At 53.9% G+C, this 15688-nt stretch carries 14 protein-coding genes; 7 read left to right on the forward strand and 7 right to left on the reverse strand.

Annotated features, from left to right (window positions below; translation table 11 throughout):
• Window positions 1–114: 114 nt before the first annotated feature.
• Complete coding sequence (locus JRF57_08360; GenBank protein MBW2303707.1) at window positions 115–2058, forward strand: 30S ribosomal protein S1; 1944 nt, start codon at window positions 115–117, stop codon at window positions 2056–2058.
• A gap of 69 nt (window positions 2059–2127) precedes the next feature.
• A complete protein-coding gene (sppA, locus tag JRF57_08365) occupies window positions 2128–3027 on the forward strand; it encodes a signal peptide peptidase SppA (GenBank protein ID MBW2303708.1) in 900 nt (299 codons plus the stop codon).
• Between the two features lie 86 nt (window positions 3028–3113).
• Here sppA and JRF57_08370 read toward each other — a convergent pair whose 3' ends face one another.
• On the reverse strand, window positions 3114–3704 hold the full coding sequence (locus tag JRF57_08370) for a threonylcarbamoyl-AMP synthase (GenBank protein MBW2303709.1): 591 nt from the start codon (window positions 3702–3704) through the stop codon (window positions 3114–3116).
• 310 nt (window positions 3705–4014) lie between these two features.
• Here JRF57_08370 and JRF57_08375 point away from each other — a divergent pair, with 310 nt between their 5' ends.
• Genes JRF57_08375 through JRF57_08385 form a run of 3 tightly spaced genes read left to right on the forward strand, consistent with a single transcriptional unit; the run spans window position 4015 to window position 7728 of the window.
• Window positions 4015–4785 carry a prepilin peptidase gene (locus JRF57_08375; GenBank protein ID MBW2303710.1) on the forward strand — a complete coding sequence of 257 codons (771 nt, stop codon included), beginning with the start codon at window positions 4015–4017 and terminating at the stop codon, window positions 4783–4785.
• Between the two features lie 6 nt (window positions 4786–4791).
• Entirely contained in the window at window positions 4792–6339 is a 1548-nt protein-coding gene (locus tag JRF57_08380; protein MBW2303711.1) for a HAMP domain-containing protein, read from the forward strand.
• Window positions 6340–6351: 12 nt separating this feature from the next.
• Complete coding sequence (locus JRF57_08385) at window positions 6352–7728, forward strand: sigma-54-dependent Fis family transcriptional regulator (GenBank protein MBW2303712.1); 1377 nt, start codon at window positions 6352–6354, stop codon at window positions 7726–7728.
• On the opposite strand, the gene JRF57_08390 is transcribed toward JRF57_08385, so the two are convergent.
• The 4 genes from JRF57_08390 to JRF57_08405 are packed head-to-tail and all read right to left on the reverse strand — an operon-like array spanning window position 7703 to window position 9935.
• Window positions 7703–8482 carry a 2-phosphosulfolactate phosphatase gene (locus JRF57_08390; GenBank protein ID MBW2303713.1) on the reverse strand — a complete coding sequence of 260 codons (780 nt, stop codon included), beginning with the start codon at window positions 8480–8482 and terminating at the stop codon, window positions 7703–7705. The two genes, JRF57_08385 and JRF57_08390, sit on opposite strands and share 26 nt — an antisense overlap.
• The gene (locus JRF57_08395; protein MBW2303714.1) at window positions 8451–9362 is read right to left on the reverse strand and encodes a HesA/MoeB/ThiF family protein; all 912 of its coding nucleotides are present in this window, start codon (window positions 9360–9362) and stop codon (window positions 8451–8453) included. The genes JRF57_08390 and JRF57_08395 overlap by 32 nt, the downstream gene beginning before the upstream one ends.
• Window positions 9363–9367: 5 nt before the next feature.
• Window positions 9368–9694: a MoaD/ThiS family protein gene (locus JRF57_08400; GenBank protein MBW2303715.1), complete on the reverse strand. Its 327-nt coding sequence runs from the start codon at window positions 9692–9694 to the stop codon at window positions 9368–9370.
• Between the two features lies 1 nt (window position 9695).
• On the reverse strand, window positions 9696–9935 hold the full coding sequence (locus JRF57_08405; GenBank protein ID MBW2303716.1) for a MoaD/ThiS family protein: 240 nt from the start codon (window positions 9933–9935) through the stop codon (window positions 9696–9698).
• Between the two features lie 242 nt (window positions 9936–10177).
• On the opposite strand from JRF57_08405, the gene JRF57_08410 reads away from it, so the two are divergent.
• Window positions 10178–11914 carry an aldehyde ferredoxin oxidoreductase gene (locus JRF57_08410; protein ID MBW2303717.1) on the forward strand — a complete coding sequence of 579 codons (1737 nt, stop codon included), beginning with the start codon at window positions 10178–10180 and terminating at the stop codon, window positions 11912–11914.
• 891 nt (window positions 11915–12805) lie between these two features.
• Complete coding sequence (locus tag JRF57_08415) at window positions 12806–13174, forward strand: hypothetical protein (protein MBW2303718.1); 369 nt, start codon at window positions 12806–12808, stop codon at window positions 13172–13174.
• Between the two features lie 29 nt (window positions 13175–13203).
• On the opposite strand, the gene asnS is transcribed toward JRF57_08415, so the two are convergent.
• Entirely contained in the window at window positions 13204–14595 is a 1392-nt protein-coding gene (gene asnS / locus JRF57_08420) for an asparagine--tRNA ligase (GenBank protein MBW2303719.1), read from the reverse strand.
• 1 nt (window position 14596) lies between these two features.
• On the reverse strand, window positions 14597–15682 hold the full coding sequence (gene serC / locus JRF57_08425) for a 3-phosphoserine/phosphohydroxythreonine transaminase (GenBank protein MBW2303720.1): 1086 nt from the start codon (window positions 15680–15682) through the stop codon (window positions 14597–14599).
• Window positions 15683–15688 lie beyond the last annotated feature (6 nt).

Consider the following 15688-nt stretch of genomic DNA (forward strand, 5'->3'; position numbering starts at 1 on the left):
GTATTGAAAAAAGCGTGATGAAAACATTGTGTTTTGTATGAATGTTTGTTATTAGGGGAAAGTTTAGATCTTTCCTGATATTTTGGAGAAAACATTTAGGGGGTAATGAGGTTAATGGAGAACCAGGCAAACAACACGGGGAATTTGGTCCAGGACCAGGTCGATGAGGAACAGGATCTCCGCGGGAACGAGGAAACCCCTCCCGTTGAGGCGAAAGGGGAACCCGGTCCCGAGGAAAGCAAGGGGGACCAGGAACCCACAAGCTTCATGGAGCTTTACGAGGAGAGCCTCAAGAGCATTCAGGAGGGGAGTGTTGTAACCGGTGAGATTGTCAAGATCGACAAGGAATTTGTTCTCGTGGACATCGGCTACAAGTCCGAAGGCCAGATTCCCATCAGTGAATTTCTCGACTCGGAAGGAAACCTGTGCGCTGAGGTCGGAGACAAGGTGGATGTCCTCCTGGAACGGGAGGATGAAGAGGGAGGGATACTCCTCTCAAAGGAAAAGGCCGCCAAGATCAAGATTTGGGATGAGATACAGGAAATCTATGAGAAAGGCGGCACTATCCGGGGAAAAATTACTGCACGCGTAAAGGGCGGCATGTCAGTGGATATCGGCATACCGGCCTTCTTGCCCGGGTCTCAGATTAACCTTAAACCCATCCGGGATTTCGATTCCTATATCGGAACGGTCCACGATTTCAAGATCCTGAAATACAACAAGCGGCGGTCCAATATCGTTCTTTCCCGAAGGGCCATTCTGGAGGCCGAACGGGCCATTTTAAGGGAGAAAACTCTCAAGAAGATCGAGAATGGTGCTATCCTGGACGGAACCGTCAAGAACATCACTGAATATGGCCTTTTTATCGATTTAGGAGGCATTGACGGTCTCCTTCATATCACTGACATGTCCTGGGGCCGAGTGGGCCATCCCTCTGAGATGTACCAGATAGGGGACAAGATCACGGTCAAGGTTCTGAATTTCGATCCGGAGACTGAGAGGGTCTCCCTCGGTCTCAAGCAACTCAAACCGGATCCCTGGACCACGGCGGAAGAAAAATATCCCATTGGAACCCGAATTCGGGGCCGTGTGGTCAGCTTGGCCGATTACGGTGCCTTCGTGGAAGTCGAAGAGGGTATCGAAGGTCTGATACATGTGTCCGAGATGTCCTGGACCAGAAAGATCAGGCATCCCTCCCAGGTCCTTAAAGTGGGAGATGTCACGGATGCAATGGTACTGAACATTGACGCCGGAAAGAAGAGGATCTCACTCGGGCTTAAGCAGTGTGAGCCGAATCCATGGGATGTTATAGGCGAGCGTTATCCTGTAGGGACCACCATCGAGGGAAGGATCAAAAACATCACGGACTTTGGGATCTTCATCGGGATCGACGAAGGGATCGACGGCCTTGTCCACATCTCGGATATTTCCTGGACCAAGAGGATCAAACATCCTTCCGAGCTTTACAAGAAGGGCCAGGAGGTCCAGGCCGTAGTGCTCAATATCGACAAGGAGAATGAACGGTTTTCTTTGGGGATTAAGCAGCTTACTCCGGATCCCTGGGACGAGGTCCCTGAGAAATACAGACCCGGCACCCGGGTCACTGGAACGGTCACGAATATCACCGATTTCGGGATTTTCGTAGAACTGGAGGAAGGGATTGAAGGGCTGATTCATGTCTCGGAACTTGCCAGAGAAAAGGGCGGCAATCCATTGAGCCGGTTCAATGTGGATGACGTGATTCAGGCCAAGGTGATCAATGTCTCGAGGAAGGACAAGAAGATCGGCCTCTCCATCAGGAAACTGGAGGAAAGCGAAGAGAAGGAAATTTACAGGAGCTATATGGACCACCGCAACGGGGCCACTTCCAATCTGGGAGAACTCCTGAGAAAGGGAATGATGGACCTTCAGAACCAGGTCGAGAAGGAAAAGGGCGGGGAGGAGAAAGGCGTGGAACCAGAGACCTCCGACACTATTGACGAGGAAGAAGAAACCGCCCAGACCGAAACACCCGAGGATTCCAAAGAAAAAGAAACAGAAGAAAACGCCGAGGAGTAATCTCCGGATTCATCTGTTTTGCAAGGAAGACATTCGGTCCTTTGAATCCCTGAGAGTCCTGGAAATATCATGGCAGAAAAGAGACACCCCGTTCTTATCGCCCTTTTGATCCTGGGGTTTGTGACCCTTTTCTTGGGCGGAGTCATGATCCTCGTCATGAGATTCAGCGGTCCCCCGGCCGCACTTTCCTTCGGTCCCAAGATCGGAGTGATTCCTATCCAAGGGGCTATCCTTGATCCAGAGCCTGTCCTCACCCAACTCATCGAATTCAGGAAAGAGAAACAGATCAAAGCCATAATACTCAGGATCAATTCTCCAGGAGGAGGAGTCGCTCCCTCCCAGGAGATCTACCGTGAGGTCAGGAGAACAAGAAAGACCAAGAAGGTCATCGCCTCCATGGGTAGCATGGCGGCCTCGGGGGGATACTACGTGGCATCGGCCGCCGACAAGATCGTGGCCAATCCCGGCACTCTGACGGGAAGCATCGGGGTCATCATGGAGTTCCTGAATGTCAAGGAACTTCTGGAGAAGTTCGGGGTGGGGATGGAGGTGATCAAGAGTGGGGAATTCAAGGATATAGGCTCTCCCCACAGAAAGCTTACCGAGAGGGAGAAAGCCCTCTTGCAAGGACTCATTGCCGAGATTCAGGAGCAGTTCGTGACTGCAGTGGCTGAAGGCAGGGGGATTTCCAAGAAGAAGATCAGGGAGATCGCGGATGGGCGTGTCCTGTCAGGAGAGAAGGCCAAGGCCCTGGGCCTTGTGGATGCTCTTGGAAACTTCAGGGATGCCGTAGAGTTGGCGAAAAGGGAGTGCGGCATCAAAGGTGAGGTGAGTCTCGTATATCCAAGGAAGCCCCGGAAGAAGCTGTGGGAGGTTTTCCTGGAAGACACCTCCAAGCTAGTTGAGCAGGCGATACGGAATGCTTTTAGCTCCCGCATTGAATTCAACAGGTTCGCCCTTTCCTATTAATGGAGGCTTTTTCAAGGGCCCGCTTTTTGAAGAAGGGGTGAACGAAAGACGGGATCAAAGGTCCATCCTGAGACAAGGAAAAATTTTCATAAAAAACTGCTTACATCACCCTTCCCCACACGAATAACTTCGGGATAATCTCCGATCAGGGAAATCACGCTGGAAGCATTTGGGTAGACTCCACCCCCATCGACCACTATCTGGAGGTTCCGGCCGTAAATTTCCTGGATTTCGTAAGGATCGTCGTATCCGGCACTGGTGCTGATGATGGGCCGTCCGAGAGCCCCCACAATGGCCAAGCAGATCCTGTTGTCCGGGACCCGTATGCCTACCGTCTTTCTTTTGGTTTGCATGATTTTGGGAACGAGCTTGGTGGCCTCCAGGATAAAGGTGTATGGGCCGGGAAGAAATTTTTTCATCGTTTTGTATGCATAATTGGTCACCTGGGCATACCGGCTGATTTCCTTGAGGCTGTCACAGATAAAGGAGAAGGGCTTTTTGAGGGGGCGGTTTTTCAATCGGTGGATAAGCTGGATCCCCTTCGTATTCCGTATGTCACACCCTATCCCGTAAAAAGTATCCGTAGGATAGGCGATCAGCCCCCCTTGGTCCAGAACCTCACAGACCCGGTTGATAAGGCGTTTCTGGGGATTGTCTGGGTTGATGGATAAAATCATGATGCCCTTTATAATCATATCACTAGAATCTTGCAAGAGTCGATTTAGCCGAAGATACGAGACCTTTGAAAAACGCCCCCTTTTGCCCAATTTCTGCGTCAGGCTTAAATTTCAATCCTCAAAATACTAAATGTATTCCTGTGGTTGAAATTTTCGCCTTCCTTGAACTTGCGGTTGCGTAACAATAACCGCCTACTGCAAAGGCTTATAACGAAGCTGATTTGGTAAACTCGACGCTTGCAAGATTGCGGATATCAATAACCCCTCTCAATCGATTGTAAGGCTGGGGGATGAAATGGTGCAGGGTCCTATGGCTCCTCTATTCTCTTTCTTGTTCGGCCTTGTCCTGGGAAGCTTTTTGAATGTATGCATCTTTCGCCTGCCCCGCGAAAGGTCCATCGTTCGTCCGCCCTCCAGTTGCCCGCAGTGCGGCCATAGGATCCGATTCTACGACAATATTCCCGTCCTGAGTTATATCTTACTCCGCGGGAAATGTCGATCCTGCCGTGCTCCCATCCCGATCCACTATCCCGTGGTGGAACTCGTGACAGGGCTCCTGAGCCTGTCCCTTTTTCTCCGCTACGGCCCGAGCTTTTCTTACGGCACCCTCCTGATCTTTTCATCATCCCTTGTGGTGATCAGTTTTATTGATCTACACCACAAGATCATCCCGGATATCATCTCCCTTCCGGGTATAGCCGCAGGTTTCCTGGCTTCCCTGCCGGGATGGACCGGGACGACTTGGTCGGATTCCCTTATCGGAGTCATCGGGGGGGGAGGTTTTCTTTTTCTCATTGCCTTGCTGTTCAAAAAACTCACAGGAAAAGAAGGCATGGGAGGTGGAGATGTAAAACTGCTGGCCATGATAGGAGCCTGGCTGGGATGGCGGAGTCTCCCTTTCGTTATTCTCACCTCCTCCCTTGCCGGAATCCTTATTGGAGGGCTTTCGCTCCTTGTATCGGGTAAAGGGTTGCGGAGCAGGATTCCCTTCGGTCCCTTCCTCGCTCTCGGCTCCCTGATGTATCTCTATTTCGGGGAAGCCCTCCTCATCTGGTATCTCGGGATGCTGTCAGGGAATTAATGGATTATGGGAAAATCCTTCTACAGCCTGAGGACCGGAATACTTGTCGAGTTGATCTTTCTCATCCTGGCCGCCATGCTCCTGATCAACGTGGTCATGGTGAAGTTCGCTGAAAGGGACCTCATCCAGGCCAGGGTCCAATCCTCCAGAATAGTTTTCCATGCCATAGAGCAACGTTTGACCCGCTGGCTGCACGAAAACGGAAGAGCAGTTAGAGAGCCTCTAGAGGAATCCTTCGAAAGCGAGACGAGGGAATTGCTCGAAGATCTGGGTGAGGCTGCTTTTGTTATTTTCGATTCCGACGGTAAAGAGATATGTCGTGTAATCTCTCCCGGAATCAGGAGGCAGGACCTGCCCCTTCCTGATTTCCAATCTTTTCCTAAGAACGGCCCCTCCTTTCGTTTTGAAGAGAAGACCTGGGGGGTTATCTGGCATGCTCCCAGATTCATTACCATAACCGCCCCATTTCCATTGTCGCGGGAGCCTTTCGGGTTCCTGCACCTGAGATCATCCCTCGAGCCTCTGTACCGGCAGCTCAGGGCGTCTCAGCGGGTCATTCTCATGTATGTTCTTCTTGACAGTTTCATTCTCCTCCTGGTGGGCGGATATCTCCTTTCCCGCATCGTTCTCCGGCCGATCAGGAAACTTCTCAAGATTACTTCCGAATATGGGAAGGGCGAGTGGATCCCACCCATTGAAGATGAGAGCGGAAATGAAATCGGGGAATTGTCCAAGGCCCTGAACAACATGATTAAGCGTTTGGAGGAGAACAAGCTCCAGCTCGAGCAGCATGTGGAATCCCTGGAAAAGGCCAATAGAGAACTGCGGCAGGCGCAACAGGAAATCATCCGCTCCGAGAAGTTTGCATCCGTTGGAAAACTGGCGGCCGGAATCGCCCACGAGATCGGGAATCCTATTGGAATCGTGCTCGGATACATCGAATTGCTGGAGAAGGGAGAAGTAAGCGAGGAAGAGAAGAAAGACTACCTGGAGCGTATGGAAGAAGAGATCACGAGGATCAACGGCATCATCCGGAAACTCCTGGATTTTTCCAGGCCGTCGGAGGGGGAGCCGGAAGTGGTGTCCGTCCATGATTCTCTGCGGAAGACCCTGGATATCCTCGCCCCCCAACCCATGATGTCGGAGGTCACGGTCCACCTCCACCTCGAGGCCAGGAAAGACCGTGTTTTCGCGGATTCCAACCAGTTGCAGCAAGTCTTCCTCAACGTTATCATGAATGCCGCGGACGCCATGGCTGAAGGAAATCCCGGCGGGGAACGAGAAGATTCAGGGTCCCTCACGATCAGGAGCGAATGCAGGGATGGTGCCATTGAGCTGGTCTTTCAGGACACGGGTCCTGGGATCGGCCCGGAAGATCTCTCCCGGATCTTCGATCCCTTTTTTACTACCAAAGAGCCGGGAAAGGGGACGGGGCTGGGATTATCCGTATCCTATAGCATCATCGAGGGGCTCGGGGGCACCATGGAGGCGGAAAGCAGACCGGGCGAGGGAACGAGAATCAGGATCACCATTCCCCTTCACGAGGGGAAATAGACGGGAAAGGGCATGGGAGAGAAACGCGTACTCATAATCGACGATGAAAAGAACATGCGCCACATGCTCAGAACGATGTTGAGCAAGGCCGGGTACGCGGCCGAGACCGCCGCGGACGGCCTTGAGGGTATTCGAAGGATGGAGCGGATGGATTTCGATTTTGTCCTTTGCGACCTGAAGATGCCGAAAATGGACGGAATGGCTTTCCTGGAGAAGGCCAGGGAGATGTTCCCGGAAAAGACCTACATCATGATGTCCGCTTACGGGACCATTGATACCGCCATCGAGGCCATGAAGTCAGGGGCCTATGATTATATCTCCAAACCCTTCAAACAGGACGAAGTGCTTCTCACCTTGAAAAAGGCCGAGGAACGAGAAAGGCTCAAAGAAGAGAACCGGGAGCTCAAGACCAGGATCCATGAGATCGAGAAGAAATACTCTTTCAATAATATAATTGCGAGAAGCGAGGCCATGGCCGAGGTCTTCGAACTGGTCCGCAAGGTTTCCGACCACAAGACCACAGTACTCATCACAGGGGAGAGCGGAACCGGAAAGGAATTGATAGCCAAGGCCATCCATTCGAGCAGTCCCAGGGCGGATCGTTCCCTTGTGAGCATCAATTGCGCAGGGATCCCGGAGACTCTCCTGGAAAGCGAACTCTTCGGGTATAAGAAAGGGGCCTTCACAGACGCCGTCCGGGACAAGCCGGGCCGGTTCGAAGAAGCGGACGGCGGGACCCTTTTTCTCGACGAGATCGGGGATATGCCCCTTTCCCTTCAAGTCAAGCTGCTCAGGGTCCTCCAGGATCAGGAAATTATGCCTCTCGGTTCCTCCCGTTCAAAGAAGGTGGATGTCAGGGTCATCGCGGCCACGGCCAGGGACCTACAAAGAGAGGTAAAGGAAGGTCGGTTTCGGGAGGATCTCTTTTACAGGATCAATGTCCTCACCATCCACCTGCCTCCACTCAGGGAGAGGCGTGGTGATATTCCCTTGCTCTTCGGTTACTTCATCGATGTTTTCAATAAGAAACTCGGGAAGAATATCCAGGGGCCCTCTTCCCAGACCATGCCCATTCTTATGGGATATTCCTGGCCGGGAAACGTCAGGGAGTTGGAAAATGTGACGGAACGAGCGGTATTGCTTGCAAAGGGCCGGTGGATCACCCCGGATGACCTACCTTCCTCCATCACCTCGGGCGAGGGATATCCAGTGGCGGAAGACCCGGAGCAGACCCTGTCCATCAAGAAGGCTTCCCGCGTCCTGGAGCGAAACCTCATACGCAGGGCCTTGGAACTGACGGGAGGAAACCGCTCCCGGGCGGCCAAGATCCTGGAAATCAGCCGGCCGATACTCCACGCGAAGATCAAAGAATACAAGCTGGACGCTTGATTCCTCTCCCTTTGACCGGGAAGACCCGAATCCTTTCATCCGCCCTGCGAGCGGTCAGTGCGAAATCGAAAAGATCCCTTTGGAGGCAGATGGTCGGGTCTTCCCGGGGCAGATAGGACCGGGTACCAAGGATGAATTTCTGGGCGGTAGGCTGATAGAGGATGTCCTTGATGGCCTGAAGAGGGTCATATGAGCGTCCCGTGAGCAGGTGTTCAATGTAGTCGGCACAGGCGTCATCCTCCGGGGCCGGTCTCTCGGCCCGGTCTCCCATGGCTACGAGGGTTACGACCCCGGGAGATATTTCGTGGATATACCCCGCAGTGGCCGCAGCCGTCAGGTAACTTCCAAGGAGTACCTCATCGGCCGTGTCGATGGCTGCGAAGACCCCTCTCACACCGGCCGTCGTCCTGTGAAGCACGGTCCGGCCACGGAAAAAGGACTCTCCTTTTAGAATCACTTCCGAGGGGGAATTGCCAAGGTCCGCGCCGGGTAAAGGAACTTCGTTCTGCTCGCCTACCAGGATCCAGTCAGGGTGCTCCCTTTTCAACCGCATCGCCTCCCGAGGTCGGGCTTCAAGGAAGACTCTTTCGGCCCCGAAATGAAAAAAGAGGGGTTCGCAGGAAAAGGCCCTGAAGACGTCGATAATCACAACTGTGCCTTCAGCCTCCCCCGCCCCCTCCGCGAAACGTTTCCTGATGACCTTCATCCTTTTTACCACCGATTCAGGACCTCGTATCCCGGTTTTCTTCATCAAAGGAGAACGTCTCCAAACTGCCGCCATCCAGGTCTGCGTATAGCATTCTGTTTCTCATCAAGGGGCCTCTTCCGAGCAGGATTTTTATGGTTTCCATGGCCTGAAGCGTGGCAAGGAGGGCGGGGGTGGGCGCCGGGACACCTAAAAGGGCCTCCGGGGTGGTCCTGCCCTCTTCCCCTCCATCCTCGACCCCGTACAATGAGGCCATCCCGGAATCTTCAGGGAAGATGGTCATCAGCCGCCCCTCGAACCCCGCCACGGCCCCATGTACCAGGGGAATGCCGAGTTCCCTGGCCGCCCGTTCCAGGATAAATCGGTCGCTGATCGTGTCCAGGGCATCCACCACCACATCCGATCCCCGAAGGATCTCCGGGGCAGTGGAGGCGTCCAGTCGAGTCTGGTGGGGGATGACGGTCACCCCGGGATTCACTTTTTGAACCACCTCCTCGGCTACCTGGGACTTGAACCGACCTAAGGCTTCCACCGTACAGAGGGCCTGGCGGTTCAGATTGGTTTCATCAAAGCGATCCCCATCCGCTACCACCAGATTTCCGACCCCGATCCTGGCGAGGATCAGGATGACCTGGCCGCCAAGACCCCCTGCCCCGATGACGGCCGCACGGCTGCGGGCTAGGATCCACTGGTCCTTGACGGAAAGGCTTTCCAGGTTTCGAATATACCTGCGGGGGCAGATCCTCTGTTCGAGGGCCGCGAGGAAAACCCCTGGGATTCCGAGACCGCACTTTTCTGCGATATCCAGCGCATCCTGTTCTCCGATGACCTTGATTTCCCTGCCCCCCGGATGTATGATTCCACGGGCCCGCTCCTCAAGAAGACGCCGGATGTCTTCTGTTCGCCGTTTACTATTCCCCTTTTCCATTTCTCTTAGGATTTCTCCTTTCCGGCCCGTTTGATGTTCTCCCTGATCATCCCGAGAAAGACCCGATAGGGCCCCGGGGTCCCTTTCGGGAAAAAGGCCACCCTGTCCCCTGGAAAGACCCGGTCGTGAATATTGATCACCCGTCCGTTACGGAAGACGGCCTCGATTTCGCCGGGAGGCAGACCGAGGCTTCGGGCGATGTCCCGGGCGATCCCGCCCGCTGAAGAGAGGCTTCGTTCCAGCTCAAAGGGGAAATCCTGCCTTTCCAGGTGCCGTCTAAGGGAGCCGAAGACCCGGATTTCAAGCAGATCGGGTGATGCCTGTTCCTTCATCCTAACCCCCTCCTACAGGGGGAAAAAGGGCTACCCTTTCATTCCCGGTCAAGGTGTGGTCCAGGGATTTGCTCCGTCCGTCCACCATGATGACTTTGACGGAGTCAGCGGGAATCCCCAGTATTCCGCAAACCTCAGCCACGCTCGCGCCCTTCTCTACAGTCAAATCCAATCCCGTATCGGGATCGTAGCTTGGCACGAATTTACGAAGAGAAGAACTCAAGAAAATCCTCAGTGCCATTGCCTAGCCTCCCCGGAATAGGGCGGGGCCGGAAAGTCCGTGTTTAAACAGGCGGCCCCGTTAAAAATGATTATTTCCTAAAAGGGTTCCCCAAGTCAACAGAGGGGGAAAAAGATATGTCAATAATGATATAACTGCTTGAGTTCTTTGTGTTTTTGCTTGCTCCGGGCACCCCGGGTGTGGCATCATGTCTTGAATCCGCTATTGTTCATCTCCATTTATTTTTCTGAAAGGAGGCCGCCATGTTTAAGATCCTGAGAGTCAACATGTCCGATCTTTCCGCACGATACGAAGACGTACCCGAAAAATACCAGGGGCTTGGAGGAAGAGGTTTAACATCGGCCATCGTCGCTAATGAAGTGGATCCCACCTGTACGGCCATCGGGCCAGGTAACAAGCTGGTCCTGGCTCCGGGTCTTCTTGGTGGAACCAATTGCGCCAATTCCGGGAGGATCTCGGTGGGAGCCAAGAGCCCCTTGACGGGAACCATCAAAGAATCCAACTCCGGCGGTCAGGCGGGCCTCTACCTCGCCCGGCTCGGCATCGCAGCGATCGTGGTAGAAGGTCTCCCTGAAAAGGAAAGTCTTTACAAACTTTATGTCTCCAAAGACAAGGCGGAGTTGACGCCGGCCGATGACTTGAAGGGACTTGGAAATTACGAAACAGTGGAAAGGCTCAGGCAGACATACGGTGACCAGGCGGGGTATGTAAGCATCGGACAGGCCGGGGAGTGGAGGCTGAGTGCCGCCACTGTGGCGTTCACGGACCGGGAACTGCGCCCGACGAGGCATGCGGGCCGGGGCGGGATGGGAGCCGTGATGGGTTCGAAAGGTCTCAAGGCGATCGTCATTGACCCATCGGAGGGCGCACAGGCACCCATCGCAGACGTCGAGTCTTTCAAGGCCGCGGCGAAACGGTTCGCCAAGGCTCTCCAGGAACACCCGGTGACCAGCCAGGGGCTCACCAACTATGGGACTGATATTCTTATAAACATCATCAACGAGGCAGGTGGCCTTCCCACACGCAATTTCAGCTCAGGACGCTTTGAAGGGGCCGATAAGGTCGGAGGTGAGAGCCTGAATAAGATCACAACTGAGCGGAATGGTGACACGAGCCACGGCTGTATGACCGGGTGCGTCATCCGTTGTTCGGGCATCTTTAATGATAAGGAAGGCAATTATGTATCCAAGTGGCCTGAATACGAGACGGTTTGGGCATGGGGGCCCAACTGCGGCATCGACGACCTGGATGCGATCGCGCGGATCGACCGAGCATGTGATGATATTGGACTTGATACCATCGAGACGGGAAATGCCGTGGCCGTGGCCATGGAGGCGGGAATCAAGGCCTTCGGGGATGCGGCCGGTGCCGAGGAATTGCTGGCCGAGATAGGAAAGGGGAGCCCCCTTGGTCGCATACTGGGCTCCGGGGCGGCCGTGGTTGGAAAGGCGTTCGGGGTGAGGCGGGTTCCCGTGGTGAAGGGACAGGCCCTCCCGGCCTATGATCCCCGGGCCATCAAGGGGATCGGCGTGACCTACGCCACTTCGACCATGGGCGCGGATCACACGGCCGGTTACACCATCGGGCCTAATGTCATGAAGGTCGGCGGGGACGTGGATCCTTTGAAACCTGAAGGGCAGATGGCCCTCTCCAGGGATCTCCAGATCGTGACGGCGGCTGTCGACTCGGCCGGCCTCTGCGTATTCGTGGCCTTTCCCGTTTCGGAGAACCCCGACGCTTACAACGCCATCGTTGACATGATTAATGCAAAGTATGGGCTGACAATGAGTGGAGACGATTTCCTGGGGCTAGGGAAGAAGGTCCTGGCCATGGAAAGGGATTTCAACGCCCGGGCAGGGTTCACGTCGGCCGATGACCGGTTGCCGGAATTCTTCAAGACGGAAAAATTGCCCCCTCACAACGACGTTTTTGATGTCCCGGATCAGGACCTGGACGCCGTTTATGACTTTATGAAATAATCCCAAATTATGCATGTGTTTGGCGCGGCTCGCCCGCCGGGTGTCTGGCGGGAACATCCCTTTTCCCTTCACCCATCGGGCGCTGTCAGTATGCTTTAATGTGCCATTCTGGGAAGGGGAGAACCTTGGGCCTTCAGGCGAAGACTTTAGTTCGTGCCCATCCATAAATGCCCCTTTTCCCCAATCTCTGCGCCTGCCTGTCCCGCTTAGTATCCCAAGCGGGGCGGTTAAAATCTTCGCCTTCCTTGACCTTGAACAAAATTGCCTATTTATGGATGGGCACTAGTTCGATCGGTTTTTTGAGTAGGGTTCAAGGATTCAAGGGGTCCAGGGGTAAGGCTTGCTGTTCTAAGAGCTTGAGCCAAGGGCTTGATGGATCGGACCAAGTGTTTGACGAGCGCCTGGAAGTAGAGCCCCGCAAATGTGACACCATGAAGGGCGTCGATCCCGCATGGGAGCAACCATGATGACACCGGACTACTTCTGGTGGCACGGCTTTTACGAAGGTAAGAAACGTTACAATAACTTCAGGGAAAAGGACTCGACATGTATGAAAAAAAATACATGTCGAGTCAATATTTTGACGTTTCCGCTGGATCTCGAAAGGGTCCCCAGGCACGGTGAAGAGAACCGGTTCCATTTTGAAAGTACTTCCCTTTCACTGTGTTTGCTGCCCACTGCCCCTGAACGGCAGGGAATTAAGGGACCGTTTCGTTTTTCATGTTGAGAGAGAAGATGAAAGGGGAACACGGGAGGGTGAATTAAGGAAAGGATGTTTTGCGTTTTTGGTAATTGGTATAATTCTTGCAAAAATTTACCATAACCCCATTCTGTCGCGATACCATGATGGATCCATCCGGGGTCACATCATTACTCAGGGAGAAGGCGTGAATGAAAACGGATGTCGCCGAACGAAAATCCCCTCCAAACGGATTCAGGGCCGGGACTGATGAGGAAGAAAAATTTGAAAGTGTAGAGTTCTCGATCCAGGGGCTGCAGTGCCTTCACCAGTTCCGAATCTGGAATACCGTTCCGGGATCTATGTGTGTTCTCGTGAAGGAGAATTCAGAAATTCTAGGAGCGTTGAAGGTGGGAGACGTACTCCCGCTCAAGTATTACACCGGGAACAGTGGACGACCCACACTTTACCTGGATACGGAGATCAGGCATATCACCAAGGAAGAGGAAGGCCGTTTCAAGGGGCACTACCTGATCGGGCTTTCCATCCTTGAGGGCGGAGGGGAACGGCGGTTTCATTAAAAGATCCGGTCCTTCAGCGGTTGGATCTTTTAAAAACTCACGTTGCCGGGGGTCCTGGGAAAGGGGATTACGTCCCGGATATTGGCCATCCCTGTCACGAACTGGATCAACCGCTCGAAACCCAGACCGAAGCCGGAATGGGGGGCGGTGCCGAACTTCCTCAGGTCCAGGTACCACCAGTAATCATCAGGGTTCAGCCCTGCTTCCTTTATTCTTTCAAGAAGCGTATCGTAATCATCCTCCCTCTGGCTCCCACCGATAATCTCACCGATCTTTGGCACCAGGACGTCCATGGCCCGGACGGTCTTGCCGTCCGGGTTGAGTTTCATGTAAAAGGCCTTGATCTCCTTCGGATAGTCGATGAGAACGATGGGGCGGTTGAAAACCTTTTCGCAGAGATACCTCTCGTGTTCCGATTGTAAGTCGCATCCCCAGAAGACAGGAAACTCGAATTTCACCTTGGCCTTGCCCAGGAGATCCACGGCCTCGGTGTAAGTAATGACATCGAAATCCTTGGCAACGATTCCTTCAAGGGTTTCAAGGGTGGTAGGATCGATGAAGCGGTTGAAAAAGGCCATGTCTTCTGGGCACCGTTCAAGCACGTCACGGAAGATGTGCTTCAGGAGAGAAACGGCCAGCTCGATGTTTCCATCCAGTTCGCAAAAGGCCATTTCAGGCTCCACCATCCAGAACTCCGCGAGGTGCCGCGAGGTGTTTGAGTTTTCCGCCCTGAAGGTGGGGCCGAAGGTATAGACATCTCCCAAGGCCAGGGCGTAGACCTCCGCTTCGAGCTGCCCGCTTACGGTCAGATTCGCCGGGGCGGAAAAAAAATCCTGTTGAAAATCCACTTCCCCGTCCCTGCAAGGCACATCCCGGAGGTCAAATGTCGTCACCTTGAACATCTCCCCGGCCCCTTCGCAATCGCTCCCTGTAATGATGGGAGTGTGGATATAAAGAAAATCCCGCTCCTGGAAAAAGGTGTGGATGGCCATGCTCATCGTATTTCGAACCCTGGCCACGGCCCCGAAGGTATTGGTGCGGGGCCTAAGGTGTGCAATAGTGCGCAGGAACTCAAAAGAGTGCCGTTTTTTCTGAAGGGGGTATTTAGCGGGGTCCGCCCAACCCAGAACCTGGATCTCTTCAGCCCGCATTTCCACCTTTTGCCCCTTACCGGGAGAGGCCACGAGCATCCCCGTAACCCGGATGGAACATCCCGTATTGAGCTTGAGAACTTCTCCCGTGTAATTTGGCAATTTTTCGTCCGCAATAATCTGGAGATTGCTCAGGCATGAGCCGTCATTCAACTCGATAAACGTGAATCCGCCCTTGGAGTCTCGCTTGGTCCTGACCCAGCCCATCACGGTGGCCCTGAAGTCGACCCTATCCGAGGCCAAAATTGCGGCGATTTTTTCCCTTCTCAAGTTAACCCTCTCTCCTTTCGAATTCGCCCATGAAATCGACAAGGGCCTTCACTGCATCGATGCCCGTGGCGTTATAGATGGACGCCCGGCAACCCCCGACGGATCGATGCCCTTTAAGCCCCCCGAGGCCTTCTTTCAGGGCCTCGGCAACGAACTTGGTTTCCAGCTCTTCGGTGGGGCACCGGAATGTTACGTTCATCAGGGACCGGCTGTCGGGTTCCGCCGTGCCCCTGTAAAAATCGGACTTGTCGATGAAGTCATATATGAGCTTCCCTTTCTCCCGGTTGACCCGTTCCATCTCGGCCAGGCCGCCGATGGTCTCCTCCAGCCATTTCAGGACCAGGTCGATGACGTAGATCGTAAAACAGGAAGGCGTATTGTACATGGAGTTTTTTTCGGAGAAGGTGGTGTATTTCAACATGGTGGGGATCCCCTCAGGGACCCTTTCAAGCATGTCCTTTCGGATAATAACCAGAGCGGTGCCCGCAGGACCGATGTTCTTCTGGGCCCCGGCATAGATCAGGCCGAAAGGCTTGGCGTCGAAGGGACGGCTCATGATATCGGAGGACATGTCGCAAATCAGGGGTACGTCTCCCGCCTCAGGAAAGGTGCTCCACTGGGTCCCCTTGATGGTGTTGTTGGAAGTAAAATGGAGATAGGCGGCATCTTCGTCCACCCGGTACTCCTTCGGGATATAGGAGAAGTTTTTATCTTCCGAGGAGGCGATCACCCGGACGTCCTTCCCCTGGATTCTTGCCTCCTTGATGGCCTTGGTGGACCAGGTTCCCGTATCTATGTAGTCCACGGGCCTCCCTTCCAGGGCCAGATTCATGGGAATCATACAAAACTGTAAGCTGGCACCCCCCTGGATGAAGAGCACGTGAAAATCTTCTCCCAGCCCGAGCAGTCTCTTGGTTCGTTCAACGGCGTCATTTATGACATCATCGAACCATTTCGACCTGTGGCTGATCTCTGTGATGGACATTCCCGAGCCCTTGAAATCGAGAAATTCTTCCTGGATCTCCTCAAGGACTGGTAAAGGGAGTGCAGCGGGTCCGGCGTTAAAATTGTGAATTCTCTTTCCCATGGATAT

Source organism: Deltaproteobacteria bacterium (assembly GCA_019310525.1).
Lineage (GTDB): Bacteria > Desulfobacterota > DSM-4660 > Desulfatiglandales > HGW-15 > JAFDEE01.